Source organism: Pantoea sp. MBD-2R, from assembly GCF_039134845.1.
Taxonomy (GTDB): domain Bacteria; phylum Pseudomonadota; class Gammaproteobacteria; order Enterobacterales; family Enterobacteriaceae; genus Erwinia.
In genome coordinates this window covers 1329869-1345790 of record NZ_CP152417.1, presented here as the reverse complement: position 1 = coordinate 1345790, position 15922 = coordinate 1329869, and the positions used below count along the sequence as shown (strand labels likewise).

Annotated in this window: 16 protein-coding genes; 1 reads left to right on the top strand and 15 read right to left on the bottom strand. The window is 54.5% G+C overall.

What is annotated here, in order from left to right; translation table 11 throughout:
- Positions 1-33: 33 nt before the first annotated feature.
- From AAGQ96_RS06215 to sdhC, 4 genes are read right to left on the bottom strand one after another with little or no spacing between them, the layout of a single operon-like run.
- Positions 34-750 carry a succinate dehydrogenase iron-sulfur subunit gene (locus AAGQ96_RS06215; RefSeq protein ID WP_147196306.1) on the bottom strand — a complete coding sequence of 239 codons (717 nt, stop codon included), beginning with the start codon at positions 748-750 and terminating at the stop codon, positions 34-36.
- A gap of 18 nt (positions 751-768) precedes the next feature.
- Positions 769-2535, bottom strand: coding sequence for a succinate dehydrogenase flavoprotein subunit (gene sdhA / locus AAGQ96_RS06210; protein ID WP_147196304.1), 1767 nt, complete (start codon positions 2533-2535; stop codon positions 769-771).
- Position 2536: 1 nt separating this feature from the next.
- Positions 2537-2884, bottom strand: coding sequence for a succinate dehydrogenase membrane anchor subunit (sdhD, locus tag AAGQ96_RS06205; RefSeq protein WP_342755078.1), 348 nt, complete (start codon positions 2882-2884; stop codon positions 2537-2539).
- Entirely contained in the window at positions 2878-3267 is a 390-nt protein-coding gene (gene sdhC / locus AAGQ96_RS06200; RefSeq protein WP_147196300.1) for a succinate dehydrogenase cytochrome b556 subunit, read from the bottom strand. The genes sdhD and sdhC overlap by 7 nt, the downstream gene beginning before the upstream one ends.
- Positions 3268-3885: 618 nt before the next feature.
- On the opposite strand from sdhC, the gene AAGQ96_RS06195 reads away from it, so the two are divergent.
- Entirely contained in the window at positions 3886-5166 is a 1281-nt protein-coding gene (locus tag AAGQ96_RS06195; protein ID WP_147196298.1) for a citrate synthase, read from the top strand.
- Between the two features lie 43 nt (positions 5167-5209).
- Here AAGQ96_RS06195 and nei read toward each other — a convergent pair whose 3' ends face one another.
- From nei to pgm, 11 genes are all read right to left on the bottom strand, one after another.
- Positions 5210-6001 (bottom strand): endonuclease VIII, encoded by a 792-nt coding sequence (gene nei / locus AAGQ96_RS06190; protein WP_147196296.1) that lies wholly within the window; start codon positions 5999-6001, stop codon positions 5210-5212.
- Between the two features lie 201 nt (positions 6002-6202).
- Positions 6203-7192 carry a DUF979 domain-containing protein gene (locus AAGQ96_RS06185; RefSeq protein WP_147196294.1) on the bottom strand — a complete coding sequence of 330 codons (990 nt, stop codon included), beginning with the start codon at positions 7190-7192 and terminating at the stop codon, positions 6203-6205.
- Positions 7189-7917: a DUF969 domain-containing protein gene (locus tag AAGQ96_RS06180; RefSeq protein WP_342755077.1), complete on the bottom strand. Its 729-nt coding sequence runs from the start codon at positions 7915-7917 to the stop codon at positions 7189-7191. The genes AAGQ96_RS06185 and AAGQ96_RS06180 overlap by 4 nt, the downstream gene beginning before the upstream one ends.
- Positions 7918-7962: 45 nt before the next feature.
- Entirely contained in the window at positions 7963-8700 is a 738-nt protein-coding gene (gene pxpA / locus AAGQ96_RS06175) for a 5-oxoprolinase subunit PxpA (RefSeq protein WP_147196289.1), read from the bottom strand.
- A complete protein-coding gene (gene pxpC / locus AAGQ96_RS06170) occupies positions 8690-9622 on the bottom strand; it encodes a 5-oxoprolinase subunit PxpC (RefSeq protein WP_342755076.1) in 933 nt (310 codons plus the stop codon). The genes pxpA and pxpC overlap by 11 nt, the downstream gene beginning before the upstream one ends.
- Positions 9616-10272 (bottom strand): 5-oxoprolinase subunit PxpB, encoded by a 657-nt coding sequence (gene pxpB / locus AAGQ96_RS06165; RefSeq protein WP_147196285.1) that lies wholly within the window; start codon positions 10270-10272, stop codon positions 9616-9618. The genes pxpC and pxpB overlap by 7 nt, the downstream gene beginning before the upstream one ends.
- A 118-nt stretch (positions 10273-10390) precedes the next feature.
- Positions 10391-11134, bottom strand: coding sequence for a type 2 GTP cyclohydrolase I (locus AAGQ96_RS06160; protein ID WP_147196283.1), 744 nt, complete (start codon positions 11132-11134; stop codon positions 10391-10393).
- A 118-nt stretch (positions 11135-11252) separates the two neighbouring features.
- Positions 11253-12674 carry a deoxyribodipyrimidine photo-lyase gene (gene phrB, locus AAGQ96_RS06155; RefSeq protein WP_342755075.1) on the bottom strand — a complete coding sequence of 474 codons (1422 nt, stop codon included), beginning with the start codon at positions 12672-12674 and terminating at the stop codon, positions 11253-11255.
- Positions 12675-12686: 12 nt separating this feature from the next.
- Positions 12687-13643 carry a 2-thiouracil desulfurase family protein gene (locus AAGQ96_RS06150; protein ID WP_147196279.1) on the bottom strand — a complete coding sequence of 319 codons (957 nt, stop codon included), beginning with the start codon at positions 13641-13643 and terminating at the stop codon, positions 12687-12689.
- Between the two features lie 123 nt (positions 13644-13766).
- On the bottom strand, positions 13767-13973 hold the full coding sequence (locus AAGQ96_RS06145; protein WP_147196277.1) for a YbfA family protein: 207 nt from the start codon (positions 13971-13973) through the stop codon (positions 13767-13769).
- A 301-nt stretch (positions 13974-14274) separates the two neighbouring features.
- A complete protein-coding gene (pgm, locus tag AAGQ96_RS06140; protein WP_147196275.1) occupies positions 14275-15915 on the bottom strand; it encodes a phosphoglucomutase (alpha-D-glucose-1,6-bisphosphate-dependent) in 1641 nt (546 codons plus the stop codon).
- Between the last annotated feature and the right edge of the window lie 7 nt (positions 15916-15922).

Sequence of the window (15922 nt, the reverse complement as noted above, 5' to 3'; positions counted from 1 at the left end):
CCGGAGACCAGCAGGTCTCCGGGTGAGTTACGCTTACGCGCTTCTCTGTAACAGCATCGACTTAATATGGCCGATGGCGCGTGTCGGGTTTAGCCCTTTCGGACAAACGCTCACGCAGTTCATAATACTGTGGCAGCGGAACACGCTGAACGCATCGCTCAGATTGTCCAGACGCGGGCCGGTTTCCGTATCGCGACTGTCGATCAGGAAACGGTAAGCGGCCAGCAGCCCTGCCGGACCAATAAACTTGTCCGGGTTCCACCAGAACGACGGGCAGGAGGTCGAACAGCATGCACAAAGTATACATTCGTACAGACCATCCAGCTTTTCGCGTTGTTCAGGCTGCTGCAAGTGCTCGCGAGCCGGTGGATTTTCCCCATTATTCAACAAGTAAGGCTTAATCTTCTCATACTGAGTGTAGAACTGTCCCATGTCTACTACCAAATCCCGGATTACCGGTAAACCGGGCAGTGGTCGGATGACAATTTTGCGTTTTCCTGCACCCAGAGCAGAGACCGGCGTGATACAGGCCAGGCCATTTTTACCGTTCATGTTGATGCCGTCGGAGCCGCAAACCCCTTCACGGCATGAGCGGCGGAAAGCCAGCGTCGAATCCTGCTCTTTCAGCTGGATCAGCGCATCCAGCAGCATCATGTCCCGCCCTTCTTCCGACTCCAGGCTGTAATCCTGCATCCGCGGCGCGTCGTCCACGTCCGGGTTATAACGATAAACAGAAAATTCGATTTTCATGTTCTTATTCTCCGCAAACTAGTAGGTACGTGCTTTCGGCGGGAAGGCCGCGCGCAGTTTTGGCTGCATGTTCACCTCACGGCGAGTCATGCTTTCGGTTTGCGGCAGATACACGCTGTGGCATAACCAGTTTGCATCGTCACGTTCAGGGTAATCAAAGCGACTGTGAGCACCACGGCTTTCGGTACGATAGTTAGCGGCAACAGCCGTGGCGTAAGCGGTTTCCATCAGGTTATCCAGCTCCAGACACTCAATACGCTGGGTATTAAAGTCAGGCGAACGGTCATCCAGACGGGCATTTTTCAGGCGCTCGCGCAGGACTTTCAGTTCCTCAAGGCCTTTCGCCATTGCATCGCCTTCGCGGAACACCGAGAAGTTATTTTGCATACAGGTTTGCAGAGCCTTACGCAGTTCAACAGGATCTTCACCGGTCTCGGTATTGTTCCAGCGGTTGAGGCGAGCCAGCGACGCATCGATCTCGTCGTCGGTAGCGTCCAGCAGTTCGCCCTGCTCCTGGATAGACTGTTGCAGATGCAGACCCGCTGCACGGCCAAATACCACCAGATCCAACAGCGAGTTGCCGCCCAGACGGTTGGAACCATGCACGGAGACGCAGGCGATTTCGCCAACGGCAAACAGCCCCGGCACAACAACATCTTCGCCCTGCTCGTTGACCGTCAGCGCCTGACCGGTCACTTTCGTCGGAATGCCACCCATCATGTAGTGGCAGGTTGGAATAACAGGAATCGGTTCTTTTACCGGATCCACGTGAGCAAAGGTACGTGACAATTCAAGAATGCCCGGCAGACGCGCTTCCAGTACTTCGCTTCCCAGATGATCGAGTTTCAGTTTGATATGCGGTCCCCATGGCCCTTCACAGCCACGGCCTTCACGGATCTCAATCATCATTGAGCGGGCAACCACGTCTCGGCCTGCCAGATCTTTCGCGTTTGGCGCATAGCGTTCCATAAAGCGTTCGCCGTGCTTGTTCAGCAGATAACCGCCTTCACCACGACAGCCTTCCGTCACCAGCACGCCTGCACCGGCAATGCCTGTCGGATGGAACTGCCACATTTCCATATCCTGCACCGGCACGCCGGCACGCAACGCCATGCCTACACCGTCACCGGTATTGATATGGGCGTTGGTGGTGGATTGATAAATGCGGCCCGCGCCGCCCGTCGCCAGCACCGTCGCACGCGCTTTGAAATAGACGACTTCGCCATCTTCAATATTCAGCGCGGTACAGCCAACGATAGCGCCGTCAGCGTTTTTAACCAGATCCAGCGCATACCACTCGGAGAAAATGGTGGTCTTGTTTTTCAGGTTCTGCTGGTAAAGGGTATGCAGTAACGCATGACCGGTACGGTCAGCAGCAGCAGCAGTACGTGCTGCCTGCTCACCGCCAAAATTTTTCGACTGGCCGCCAAAGGGACGCTGATAAATGCGTCCATCGTCCAGACGGGAGAAAGGCAGACCCATATGCTCCAGCTCCAGAATCGCCTCCGGGCCGGTTTTACACATATATTCGATCGCGTCCTGGTCACCGATATAGTCGGAACCTTTGACCGTGTCGTACATGTGCCATTCCCAGTTGTCGTCATGGGTATTGCCCAGCGCAACGGTGATACCGCCCTGAGCAGACACAGTATGCGAACGGGTTGGGAAGACTTTCGATAACAGGGCGCAGGTTTGGCCCGATTGGGAAATCTGTAGCGCAGCACGCATGCCTGCACCACCAGCGCCGACTACAACGGCGTCAAACTCTCTGACTGGCAACTTCATTTTACGCACCCCACACAACTACAGTTCCATAAATCGCATAGACAAACAGCGCCACGACAATCGCCATCTGCAACAGCAAACGGGTCGCCAGATGTTTGACGTAGTCTGTCAGCACCTGCCACATCCCTATCCAGCCATGCATCAAAATGGAGAACAGCGTCAGCAGCGTGAAAACTTTAGTAACGGAGGAGGCAAAAAATCCGCGCCAGATCTCATAGGTTAGCGTGTCCGACATCACCACAAAACCGAGGATGTAGAGCACGTAGAGCGTCATAATAATTGCTGATGCGCGTACCAGCAGCCAGTCATGAACGCCGTTGCGTCCTAATGCAGAAGCGTTGCTTAACATACGAGGACTCCAGCCAGAATTGAAAGCACGACGGTGATACCAAAGCAGATTTGCGCTGAGCGCGTTCCCACCACTTGCGTCTCTGCCAGGTAGCCAAAATCCATTAACATATGGCGAACACCACCGACAATATGATATGCCAGCGCGGTAAGAATGCCCCACATAATGAATTTAACAAAAAAGCTATCCATCACGGCTGACGCCTGCAGGAAGCCTTCCGGCGAAGAGAGTGACAGGCCCAGTAACCAGAGCAGTATTCCAACGGCCACAAAGGTAATGACGCCGGACACGCGGTGGAGAATAGACGCTATTGCAGTAACGGGAAACCGGATCGTTGAGAGATCCAAGTTGACAGGTCTTTGTTTTTTCACGGTTTTGCCCACACAGCCTTTCTTATTTTGCTTCCTCCGGTCCTGAAGCTCAGAACCTTCCACGGGCGTGGTAAAGCTCTGTACCGGCACCAAAACAGCAACATCCAGTGTTAATTGACGCGGTAAAACAAACGCTGGGTGGCTCCTGGTGTCAGGGTATTCCGGAGACCTGGCGGCAGTATAGGTCGATCACAAACTCATTACAATTCCCCTACAAACATCTTGGGAACATTTCGGTGGAACAGTGATCCCACTCACATTTTTCACAATTTATACAAATTTAATTATCTGATTTGACAAAGTTTCAACATTCTTGTTACAAACTCTGCGTGAAAAGTTCTATGATGCACAAAAGTTATGGGGATACACTTTCACCTAAGCACAAGTTATGTAACATTGGTGTGATAGACACACTGAGTATCGGGTACTGATAAGTTACGACCAGACCGAATCTTTAACAACTGCGAAATGAAGCCCGATTATGCCCTCCCGGCCTGCACGTGCCCGTCACTCTGTACCCTGCACATTATAAGATGCCACAGAGTTGATGAATTTATCAGCACACAGCGGTGGACATAATAGCTTTTCCGGTGTCATAGATTCATCGATAAGGCGCTAAGGAGACTGTAAATGGCTGATAAAAAAGCAACGCTAAACCTGCCGGGTGAAGCGGCTATTGAACTTGATGTGCTGAGTGGCACGTTAGGCCAGGAAGAGATTGATGTCCGTAGTCTCGGCTCTAAAGGATATTTCACCTTTGACCCGGGCTTCACGTCTACGGCGTCCTGCGAGTCTAAAATTACCTATATCGACGGTGACGAAGGTATTCTGCTGCACCGTGGTTTCCCTATCGATCAGCTGGCGCTGCACTCTAATTATCTTGAAGTGTGCTATATCCTGCTGAATGGCGAAGCGCCAACCAAAGAACAGTTTGACGAATTCCGTACTATCGTGACGCGTCATACGATGATCCATGAGCAAATCCACCATCTGTTCCGCGGCTTCCGCCGTGATTCGCACCCGATGGCGGTGATGTGTGGCGTGACCGGCGCGCTGGCGGCTTTCTATCATGATGCGATGGACGTCAATATTGAGCGTCACCGTGAAATTGCTGCCTTCCGCTTGCTGTCCAAAATGCCAACCGTTGCGGCAATGTGTTACAAGTATTCGATTGGCCAGCCCTTCGTCTATCCGCGCAACGATCTCTCCTACTCCGCCAACTTCCTGAACATGATGTTCTCCACGCCGTGTGAAGATTACGTGGTGAACCCGGTATTGGAACGCGCGATGGATCGTATTTTGATCCTGCATGCCGATCACGAGCAGAACGCCTCAACCTCTACCGTGCGTACAGCAGGTTCTTCCGGCGCTAACCCGTTTGCCTGTATCGCGGCGGGTATTGCTTCACTGTGGGGACCGGCGCATGGCGGCGCAAACGAAGCCTGTCTGCGAATGCTGGAAGAGATTAAAACCGTGGAGCACATTCCGGAATTCATCAAGCGAGCGAAAGATAAAAATGACTCTTTCCGCCTGATGGGCTTTGGTCACCGTGTTTACAAAAACTACGATCCACGTGCCACCGTGATGCGCGATACTTGCCACGAAGTGCTGAAAGAGCTGGGCATGAAGGATGATTTGCTGGAAGTGGCGATGGAGCTGGAACATATCGCGCTAAACGACCCGTACTTCATTGAGCGCAAACTCTATCCGAACGTCGATTTCTATTCAGGTCTGATCCTGAAAGCGATGGGCATTCCTTCTTCCATGTTTACGGTTATCTTCGCGATGGCGCGTACCGTTGGCTGGATCGCTCACTGGAAAGAGATGCACGACGACGGCATCAAAATTGCCCGTCCTCGCCAGCTTTATACCGGCTACGATCAGCGCGACTTCACGTCACACAGCAAATAACGCGTGTCGGAAAGATGAGAAGCGCCGCATTGCGGCGCTTTTTTTATTGCTGGCAGCCAGGACACCAGTAAAAAGGCCTTGAGGAGAGCGACGTTTTTTCAATGATCCCACCGCAGCGCTCGCAGGCTTTTCCGGCGCGGTGAAAAACTTTGAAGCTGAACAGTGCGCCATGATGCTTGTTCTCCTTTGCCACGCCGCGCGTTTGATAAGAGAGCCGGGGAATATCCAGCAGCGCCTGCGCCAATACCTCTAACTGCTCCGGTGAAAGATCCTGCGCTTTGTGCTGGGGTGCCAGCGCAGCCTGCCAGAGAATTTCCACTCGCAGATAGTTACCCAACCCCGCCAAAAATGCCTGGTCAAGCAGCAGGCCGCTAAACTGACGCCGCCGGAATTTAGCCGACAGCAGACGTTCTTTCACCTGCTCAGTCGTCAGCGTCATATCCAGCACGTCAGGCCCGACCCGTAGAAGAAACGGGTGCGCGCCCAGCGTATCCTGGTTATGCATTTCAATGTCAGAGGCGCTGTAGAGCAACAGCGTTTTATCTTCCGCGGCCAGCCGAACCCGTAATATTCGATTGCTTTGTGGTTCCGTTCCGCTTTTTACCACGCGCCAGACGCCGTACAATTGGTTATGACTGTAAAGCGTCAGCCCATTGGAAAAGTGGGTCAAAATGGCTTTCCCCCGCGTTTCGATGGCCTCTACCCGCTCACCGATCAGCGAAGATTCGTACGTTTTCAGCTGCGGAAATGCAAACCAGACATCGGTCAGCGTTTTACCTTTAATCGCCGCTTCCAGTTTATCCGCCGCCCGGCGGATCTCAGGACCCTCTGGCATTTATCACATCCTTCATTATTCAGTGTGTTGCGCCACCTTCCAGCCGACGATCTTCTTCTACCGTTAGTGCAATGCTCAGCGCCATTTCCAGCGCCAGTCTTGTGGTCTGTAGCGGCATGCTGGCGACGCCAGGAAGAATTTATCAGTTCGCCATCAAAAGGTTCGAAGGCGGTGACCAGCACTGTTGTCAGCGCTGCCTCGTCAGAACATTAAAAACCAGAGCAGGAAAATATTCGCTATTAACAATAGCACGCCCGTTGGGATCTGGGCTTTGATCACCGCGTTACGATCCGGCAGCTCCAGCAATGCCGCCGGTACAAGATTGTAATTGGCGGCCATCGGCGTCATCAGCGTGCCGCAATAGCCGGAAAACATTCCGATCGCCGCCATCACGGCCGGATTGCCATGATGTTGTAAAACCAGGATGGGAATGCCGATCCCTGCCGTCACAATCGGAAAAGCGGCAAAGGCATTGCCCATCACCATGGTCAGCAGCGCCATGCCTATCGCATAGGTCGCCACCGCAGCGAAACGGCTGTCCACGGCCAGATACGTTTCCGTCAGATGAGTAATTGCCGTGCCGACGCCAGCGGTGGTGAACAGCAGGCCCAGCGTCGCCAGCAGCTGAGGCAGAATAAACGCCCAGCCGATAGCATCCAGCAGGCGGCGAGCTTCCTGCACCGATTGTGCCGGCCCTTCCCGCGTCAATTTCAATGCAATCAACCAGCTGACAAGACAGCCGATCGTCATCGAAAACAGCGTGATAAGCGTAGCGTGGTTGCCCGCCCCAAACAGTGCCAGTTGCAGACCAGGAAGATTATTGATTAACAGCACACCGGCTACCGTGACCACGGGAATAGCCAAAGCCGGAAGGAATAAGCGGTTACGCAACCGCTGAGCGCTGGCTTCGCGCTGTTCACGGCTGCGCTGGTGATAAGAACCCAGTTTCACACCGCCAAGCCCGGCGATCAGTGCCATCACCACAACAATGACGCCAATAATGATATGCAATGACCGGGCACCGATCAGTTCCGCCGTCCAGTCACCGACAAAGAACACCAGCGCATACAGCGCCCAGAAAAGCCCGGTGGTCAGGCGTCGGGGATTGGCTTTATCCCGCCAGGACATTACCGCCACCACCAGCATCAGCAGGCTGGCCAGCCAGAACAAATATTGCTGCTCAAACATCAGCGTTCCCCTTTTGCTTTCAGCGCCTGTGCGCTAAGCGCGGAGAGTTCGGCAGCCAGCGTTTTATCCAGCCGACGTAAGCGGAAAGCATGGATCAAAAAAGCACAAACGGCGGTGGGGATGCCCCAGATGGCAATTTGCAGCGGGTCGGTCTGGATGCCTGCGGCCTCCTGCATAAAATTATGCATAAAAATAATGGCGCCGAAGGCGACAAAAATGTCCTCGCCGAAAAACAGACCGACGTTATCCGTTGCCGCGGCCATCGCGCGCAGCCGATGACGAACCTCTGGGGATAGATCGCCATAGCGATTCTCCGTTGTACCTTCCGCCATCGGTGCCAGCAGCGGACGTACCATTTGTGGATGGCCGCCCAGGCTGGTCAGTCCCATCGCCGCCGTCAGTTCACGAGCCAGCAAATAAACAATCAGCAAACGGCCCGCCGTGGCGCTTTTGATCTGCCCAATCCACGCCTGCGCGCGCTCCTTAAGGCCGTGACGTTCGAGCAGGCCAATCACCACCAGCGGCAGCAGCAGGATCAGCGGCAGATTACGGGTATTTAAAAAGCCGGATCCGAGTTTTTCCAAAATATCGCCAACCGGCATATACGCGGCCAGACCGGTAATAATACCGGAGACAATCACCACCAGCGCCGGGTTAAAACGTAACAAAAAGCCGATAATGATGGCGGCAATGCCGGCCAGCGGCCACAAATTTACTGCATTTTCCATGCATCCTCCGAAGTTGCGCGGCATTCTTCAGGCGTTGCGCCTGTTTCAGCGGCTGCTGACGTCAATTTTTTGCGCTGAAAATGCTTCGCGAAGCTGACGGGCAAAAGCCAGCGCGTGAGCGCCATCACCGTGCAGACAAACGGTGTCGGCCTGAACACTGACCCACTCACCCGTAATACTCTGCACTTTTCCCTGCTGGATCATGCTGAGCGTTTGAGAAATGGCCTGCTCATCGCTCTCAATCAGCGCGCCTGGCTGAGAACGTGGTACCAGCGTACCGTCAGCCTGATAGCCCCGGTCGGCAAAAACTTCTTGTTTAGTCGCCAGCCCCAGAGAACGCGCGGCCCGAATCGACTCGCTGTTCGCCAGCCCGACCAGAATCAGGCTGGCATCAACGGCCAGCACCGCTTGTGCTATCGCTTCTGCCAGCTGTGGCTCCTGCGCTGACTGGTTGTAAAGCATGCCGTGTGGCTTAACGTGCACCAGCCTGCCGCCTTCACTTTGTGCAATCGCCTTCAGCGCGCCGATCTGATAAATCACCTGCGCCCGTACCGTTTCTGCCGGAAGCTGCATTCGGGTGCGGCCAAAATTTTCACGGTCGGGAAAGCTGGGATGCGCACCAATTGCCACGCCATATTCCAGCGCCCAAAGCACGCTCTGCCTCATGGTTTGTGCATCACCCGCATGGAAACCACAGGCGATGTTGGCGGAGGAGACCTGCTGCAACAACGCCCGATCGTTACCGCAGCCCTCGCCCAGATCGGCATTAAGATCAACCTTCATGTTGTAACCCCCAGGCCATTTGCTCAATGACGCGTTGCTGTTCCCGCTTCGCCTGAAGCGCTTCTTCCAGCGAACAGTGGACAAAGTGAATCGGCTCCCCTAAACGGATCTGCGCCAGATGATAGAGATCGGCCTCAATTACGCAGGCGATGCGTGGATAGCCGCCCGTAGTATGGGCATCGGCCATTAACACGATGGGCTGACCGTTAGGCGGCACCTGGATAACGCCGGGAAGAAGCCCGTGCGATAACATTTCACGCTTAGCAGTACGCGTTAGTGCGCGGCCCTGCAAGCGATAACCCATGCGGTTACTTTGCGGATTAAGCTGCCATGACGTTCGCCAGAATATTTCGCGGCTTTCCGGACTGAACTCAGAGTATTCCGGCCCAACCATGGCGCGGACACGGTTGCCAAACAGCAGCTGACGCACGCCGGCGGGCTTATTGAAATGCTGCGCCGGATCGGCAAGCGGCAGGAGGTCACCGTCCTGAATGCGCTGGCCGTTAAATCCGCCAAAGCCCGCTTTAACATCGGTACTGCACGATCCCAACACCTCGGGAACCGCAAAACCGCCATCAACCGCAAGATAGCTGCGCATCCCGCGCTGCGGCATCTTCAGCGTCAGGCGCTGACCTTTTTTTACTGCGGTACGCCAGCCGGTCCAGACGGGTTTACCGTCCAGTTCCGCGTTGCATCCTGCGCCCGTCAACGCCATCCAGCCGTCGCGGCCGAACTCGGCGCAGAACTGCCCCAGGGTGATTTCCAGCACCGCACGGGTTCGCTGATTGCCCACCAGCAAATTGGCCGTTTCCATCGCAGGCCGATCCAGTACACCGCCACAGCTGATACCGTACTGACGCCAACCGGTGCGGCCCGCATCCTGTAGCGTGGTGCTCATCCCGGCACGTAAAATTTTCAGCATATCCCCTCCTTTTGCGGCACAAATCGCACGCTGTCGCCCGGCCGTAAATAGGTCGGAGGCTGCTGTTCCGGCGTGAAAAGCGCGACTGTGGTCAGGCCAATTAGCTGCCAGCCGCCCGGCGCGGAAAGCGGATAAACACCGGTCTGGCTACCGCCAATACCCACCGATCCTGCCGGAACCGCAACGCGAGGCTCGGCGCGACGAGGCGTATGAATGCGTTCGTCAAGTCCGGCCATATAAGGGAAACCCGGCTGAAAGCCGATAAAATACACGGTGTAGTGTGCCGCCGCGTGCGCTTCGACTACCTGTCGTGGCGTCAGGCCGCTAAGATGCGCGACTTCATCCAAATCCGGCCCGGCAGCGCCGCCGTAGATCACGGGGATCGCGATCTGCCGCGTGTCCAACTCAAGCGCTTCGCTTTTTTCCCACCCGTTCTGTAGCCATTCGATGGCGTCCAGCGCCGTGTTCTGCGGATCGCTAAGAATGACCGTGATGTTGTTCATACCGGGGATGACCTCGATCACTTCAGGTCGTTTTGTCAGGCGAGCCGACAATCCCCAGATACGCTGCTGGCTGTTGAGTGAAACAGGGGGTTCCAGCTCAAGCACTACCGCGCGTTCGCCTAAAAGGTAACAACGTGCTCGTTGCAAAACACTCCTCCGGGCCTGCTTATCGAGGCCACTCAATTGCTGGACAGCTAGTTATGCGGAAATGTAAGAGTTGTGTCAACAACAGTGATGGGCGGTAGCAAAAACCGCCCGTTCAGGATCAGGCAGGATTGGCAATATCGATAAAGCTGACATCAAGTCCATGATTTTCCGCCAGCCATTCACCCAGCGCTTTGATGCCGCCGCGTTCGGTAGCGTGATGGCCAGCGGCAAAGAAGTGCAGTCCCTGCTCGCGGGCGCTGTGGATGGTCTGCTCGGAGACTTCACCCGTGATAAACGCATCCACGCCAAAAGCGGCAGCGGCATCAATAAAGCCCTGCCCGCCGCCGGAACACCAGGCAATACGGCGGATCAGGCGTGGCGCATTATCACCGCAGTGCAGCGGTTCGCGTCCCAGCACGTTGCTGATACGTTCCGCCAGCTGCTCGCCGGTCAACGCCTCCGGCAGCTCGCCCCATGGCACCAGCGGCATCACCTCGCCCTTAACGGTAATGCCAAACATTTTTGCCAGCTGCGCGTTGTTGCCCAGCTCCGGGTGCGCATCCAGCGGCAGATGCCAGCCATACAAATTGATATCGTTCGCCAGCAGCGTCTTCAACCGGTTGCGCTTCATGCCTTTAATCACCGGCGCTTCGCTTTTCCAGAAATAGCCGTGATGTACCAGCACCGCATCCGCCTTCAGACGGACGGCTTCATCCAGCAAAGCCTGACAGGCGGTGACGCCGGTAACGATTTTCTTTATTTCTTCGCGTCCTTCAACCTGAAGCCCGTTTGGCGCATAGTCGCTGAAGGTCGCGGTATTTAATTGCTGATTAACGATTTGTTCGAGTTCGGTATTTCGCATAACTGTTCCTGAAAGTGCTGGCTGGAATAAATCAAAGCCTTAAGCGAGGGATAACGGCAACAATAGCAGACGGGGCAATCGATGAGAACGGGCGGAGAAAACCGCCCGCTGGGAACGGTTATTTTCTGGCAGCTTCATAAGCCGCGAGCGTTTGCTTACGGGCTTCTTTGTGGTCCACGATCGGATCGGGATAGTCCAGCGAGATTTTCTGCTGCTTTGCCCAGGCATGAGGTTGATGAATATGCTTATCCGGCACCGCTTTCAGCTCGGGCAACCACTGGCGAATAAACTCACCGTCTTTATCGAAACGCTCACCCTGCGTAGTCGGATTGAAGATACGGAAATAAGGTGCGGCGTCGTTACCGGTAGACGCGGCCCACTGCCAGCCACCGTTGTTGGCGGCCAGATCGCCATCAAGCAGCTGCGCCATAAAGTAGCGCTCCCCTTCCCGCCAGTCGATCAGCAGATCTTTAATCAGAAAACTGGCGGTGATCATCCGCAGGCGATTATGCATCCAGCCCAGGCTGTTCAGCTGTCGCATGGCGGCATCCACAATTGGATAGCCGGTTTTTCCCTGCTGCCAGGCCGTCAGATGTTCCTGATTGCGCTGCCACGCCACCTTTTTCGTCCAGCCGATAAACGGCTGGTGCTTACACAGCGACGGCCAGGCAACGAGTAGGTGGCGATAAAATTCGCGCCAAATCAGCTCGTTCAGCCAGGTGAAAATCTGCTGATTTTCCAGCGCGTCGGGATGTTCCCGCAGCAGCCGGTGCAAACACTGGCGTGGTGAAAGCACCCCGATAGCCAGATAAGCGGACAGACGACTGGTACCATCAACCGCGGGAATATCACGGCGGTTAGAATAGTGGGTTACCGGCTGCTGGCTAAATTCACGCAGGCGATGTAGCGCCGCCTTTTCTCCTGCCGGAAATAGCTGCGGGTCGAACGCTTCAAAGGGATAATCAAAAGGTTCAAGCGACGGTATTTTTGCCAGCGGCGCATCTTCGCGCGCGCGTGGCGCAGGCACGCACTCGGGTAATCCTTCGTTCAGACGCTTAACAAAAGCCCGGCTGAAAGGCGTGAACACTTTGTACATTTCACGATTGCCGGTTTGTACGCTGCCGGGTGCCAGCAACAGGCTGTCATCAAAGCCCTGAACAACAATATCCAGCCTGGAGAGCGCCCGCTCGGCTTTCGCATCACGCTCACGTTCATTAATTTCATACTGATAATTATAAAAAAGCCGGTCGACGCTGTGCTGCTGGCAAAAATCCGTCAGCGCACCGATAGAATCGGTAAAGTCTTTGCTGTGCAGACAGTGCAGCGCAATCCCTTTTTCAGCCAGCGAAGCCTGTAGTTCCTGCAAGCTTTGATAGATAAATGCCGCCTGTTTGGCTGCCATATGATGCGTCTGCCACTGGGCAGGCGTGGCAATGAACAAAGTAATGACGGTCGCTTTGGCATCCCGGCAGGCTGCGTGTAAGGCGTAGTTATCATGGATGCGCAAATCGTTGCGCATCCAGACCAGATGGGTGGCCATGAAACTCCAGAATTAATGACCGTAGCGCAGACGCAGCGCTTCCGGGTAAGGTTCGAAATAACGCTGCTGCGCCAGATAAGGATCGGGGTATTCCGACATGTAATGTTTAAGCAAGGTCATCGGCGCTAACAGCGGCTGCAATCCCTGACGATAGTGCTCGATCAGCGAGGTGAGTTCCTGCCGCTGTTTACTGTTCAGCTGCGGTCGGAAATACCCCTGAACGTGCATCATAACGTTAGTGTGGTTGCCTCGCGTCGCTTTGTGCTTCAGCAAGTCCATCAGGCGCTGACGATATTCGATGGCATACTCCTCCAGCGAAGACCAGCTTTCGATGGCCGCGACGAAACGCCCTATTTCGCGATATTCAGGCTGTGAATGCGCCAGCAGTGAGAGCTTGTAACGACTGTGAAAGGCAATCAGCTTGCCGCGCGTTAAGCCACTGCGCCACATTTCATTAAATTCATGCAGCGTATAAACGCGTTCAACAAAATTCTCACGCAGAACCGGGTCGTGCAGGCGACCATCTTCTTCAACCGGCAGCCACGGCATTTGCTTCATCAGCTCGCGGGTGAAGATACCCTCGCCAGCCTTGCGATTATTGTTGTTGTCGGGCTGATAAACGCGCACGCGCTCCATGCCGCAGCTCGGTGATTTGGCACACACGATGTAGCCGCAAAGGTGATGCAGAGAGGAGATTTTCTTCTCTGAAAAGCGCTGCATCGCGTCCGTTACCGGCTCGCCCTTACCATTGCTAAAGCACAGCTCGACTTCGCCATCAGCCATTTCGGTCAGACGTAACGCAGGACGAGGCGTAGGTAATCCAATCGCCATTTCCGGACATACAGGCTCATAACGCATAAACGGGGCGAGATCTTCGGCTGCAAACGCACAGCGCTTGTGACCACCGTCGAAACGGACATTATCGCCAAGCAGGCAGGCACTGATACCCACGGGAATTTTCTCGCTCATACTTGTACAACCTCCTACGTTTTGTAGAAGTTTAAGTGTAGCTGAAAAGTTGCCTTCAGGCCCAGTGATACTGAGAAAAAGTTGAAAGAAAGGCAAAAAAAATCCCGCCGGAGCGGGAGATTATCACCAGAAATCGCCACCTGCGGCTTCTGATTGCGCCAGCCAGACTGGCTGGGTACTGGTCTTTAACCAGACGCAGTGCAGATAGCTATAAAATTTGGCTCTGTCGTGGCGGAAAAGCATGATGGGTAATGCAGCGACACCGACCAGGATCACCGCAAGACGACGCATTAAAATACGGCGTACCGAATAAGGTTGATAAAGGTTCATACGTCCTCCGGGTAAATGGGCTGGGGTATTCTGGCGAAAATGATAACGCTTACGTTGTAATTTTACTACTCATCCGACCACTATTTTGTAGAAAAAATCGCCATTTTTGGCCGTCTGCCGTCATTAAGTTACAAAAAAGTTAACAGGGTGCTTTTGATCACTTTTTATTCACATAAATATCCTGTGCCGAACGTGCTGAATGGTTATCGAGTCGCGCAACGGATAAGGAAGCGGTGAGAAAGGAGGGTAAAAAAGACAAAAAAAAGGCGCTGGATTCAGCGCCTTTCCGTTAAACGGTCAATCAGGCGTTTTTCAACACTTCACTGACAATTTCTACTGCTTCTTTTTCGATCTTCTCGCGATGCTCAGCACCCAGGAAGCTTTCACAATAGATTTTATAGGCATCTTCCGTACCGGACGGACGAGCCGCAAACCAGCCGTTCTCGGTCATCACTTTCAGACCGCCGATTGACGCGCCGTTGCCAGGCGCGGCAGTCAGGCGTGCAGTGATCGGATCGCCAGCCAGCGTATCTGCGCTGACCATTTCTGGTGACAGCTTAGACAGCGCTGCTTTTTGCGCAGAAGTGGCAGAAGCCTGCAGGCGGTTGTAGCTTGGCGCACCGAAACGCTCAGCCAGCTCGTCATAATGCTGCTGCGGATTTTTACCGGTGACGGCCGTGATCTCTGCCGCCAGCAGGCACATGATGATGCCGTCTTTGTCAGTAGACCATGGCGAACCGTCAAAGCGCAGGAAAGATGCACCCGCGCTCTCTTCGCCGCCAAAGCCGAAGCTGCCGTCAAACAGACCATCAACAAACCATTTGAAGCCAACCGGGACTTCCACCAGCTTGCGGCCAATATCGTTCACCACGCGGTCGATCATCGCGCTGGATACCAGCGTTTTGCCGACGGCAACGTCTTTGCCCCACTGAGGACGATGCTGGAACAGGTAATTGATCGCGACAGCCAGGTAATGGTTAGGATTCATCAGGCCAGCAGGCGTGACGATACCGTGGCGGTCATAATCCGGATCGTTAGCAAAAGCGAGATCGAACTTATCACGCAGCGCCAGCAGGCCCGCCATCGCGCTCTCAGACGAGCAATCCATACGGATAACGCCATCTTTATCCAGATGCATAAAGCGGAAGGTCTGGTCGACAGAATCGTTAACGATAGTCAGATCCAGGTTGTAGAATTCTGCGATACGCTGCCAGTAAGCAATGCCGGAGCCGCCTAATGGATCGACGCCAATTTTCAGGCCGGCTTTCTGAATAGCAGGAATATCAATGATTTGCGCCAGGCCCTCAATATAAGGCTGGATCAGATCTTTCTCCTGCAAATGGCCGCTTTCCCAGGCTTTAGCCAGGGAGATACGCTTAACGTCTTTCAGGCCATCTTTGATCAGGGCGTTAGCACGATCTTCAACCACTTTAGTGACGTTAGTATCAGCCGGTCCGCCGTTCGGTGGATTGTACTTAATGCCGCCGTCTTCAGGTGGGTTGTGCGAAGGCGTGATGACGATACCGTCAGCCTGCGCGCCGCCTGCTTTATTATGCTCAAGGATGGCGTTGGAAATCGCAGGCGTTGGCGTATAGCCGTTGTCCTGCTGCACGATGACATCAACACCGTTGGCCGCCAGCACTTCCAGTACGGAAATGATTGCCGGTTCAGACAGCGCGTGCGTATCTTTCCCTACGTAGCAGGGGCCTGTAACGCCATTCTTTTTGCGCTCTTCCGCGATTGCCTGAGCAATGGCCAGAATATGCGTCTCATTGAAACTATGACGTCCTGCACTGCCGCGATGGCCGGATGTGCCGAATTTCACCGCATGTTCTGCATTGCCTGGCTCAGGTTGCAGGACATAATACTGCGAAGTTAATTGTGCAACGTTAATCAAATCGCTCTGCTGGGCTGGTTGCCCGGCACGGGGGTGATTGGCCATTGGCGCT

Coding starts and splice junctions, on each gene's coding strand:
- AAGQ96_RS06215 (WP_147196306.1), bottom strand. CDS start 750: ATGAAAATCGAATTTTCTGTTTATCGTTATAACCCGGACGTGGACGAC.
- sdhA (WP_147196304.1), bottom strand. CDS start 2,535: ATGAAGTTGCCAGTCAGAGAGTTTGACGCCGTTGTAGTCGGCGCTGGT.
- sdhD (WP_342755078.1), bottom strand. CDS start 2,884: ATGTTAAGCAACGCTTCTGCATTAGGACGCAACGGCGTTCATGACTGG.
- AAGQ96_RS06195 (WP_147196298.1), top strand. CDS start 3,886: ATGGCTGATAAAAAAGCAACGCTAAACCTGCCGGGTGAAGCGGCTATT.
- nei (WP_147196296.1), bottom strand. CDS start 6,001: ATGCCAGAGGGTCCTGAGATCCGCCGGGCGGCGGATAAACTGGAAGCG.
- AAGQ96_RS06180 (WP_342755077.1), bottom strand. CDS start 7,917: ATGGAAAATGCAGTAAATTTGTGGCCGCTGGCCGGCATTGCCGCCATC.
- pxpA (WP_147196289.1), bottom strand. CDS start 8,700: ATGAAGGTTGATCTTAATGCCGATCTGGGCGAGGGCTGCGGTAACGAT.
- pxpC (WP_342755076.1), bottom strand. CDS start 9,622: ATGCTGAAAATTTTACGTGCCGGGATGAGCACCACGCTACAGGATGCG.
- AAGQ96_RS06160 (WP_147196283.1), bottom strand. CDS start 11,134: ATGCGAAATACCGAACTCGAACAAATCGTTAATCAGCAATTAAATACC.
- phrB (WP_342755075.1), bottom strand. CDS start 12,674: ATGGCCACCCATCTGGTCTGGATGCGCAACGATTTGCGCATCCATGAT.
- AAGQ96_RS06150 (WP_147196279.1), bottom strand. CDS start 13,643: ATGAGCGAGAAAATTCCCGTGGGTATCAGTGCCTGCCTGCTTGGCGAT.
- AAGQ96_RS06145 (WP_147196277.1), bottom strand. CDS start 13,973: ATGAACCTTTATCAACCTTATTCGGTACGCCGTATTTTAATGCGTCGT.
- pgm (WP_147196275.1), bottom strand. CDS start 15,915: ATGGCCAATCACCCCCGTGCCGGGCAACCAGCCCAGCAGAGCGATTTG.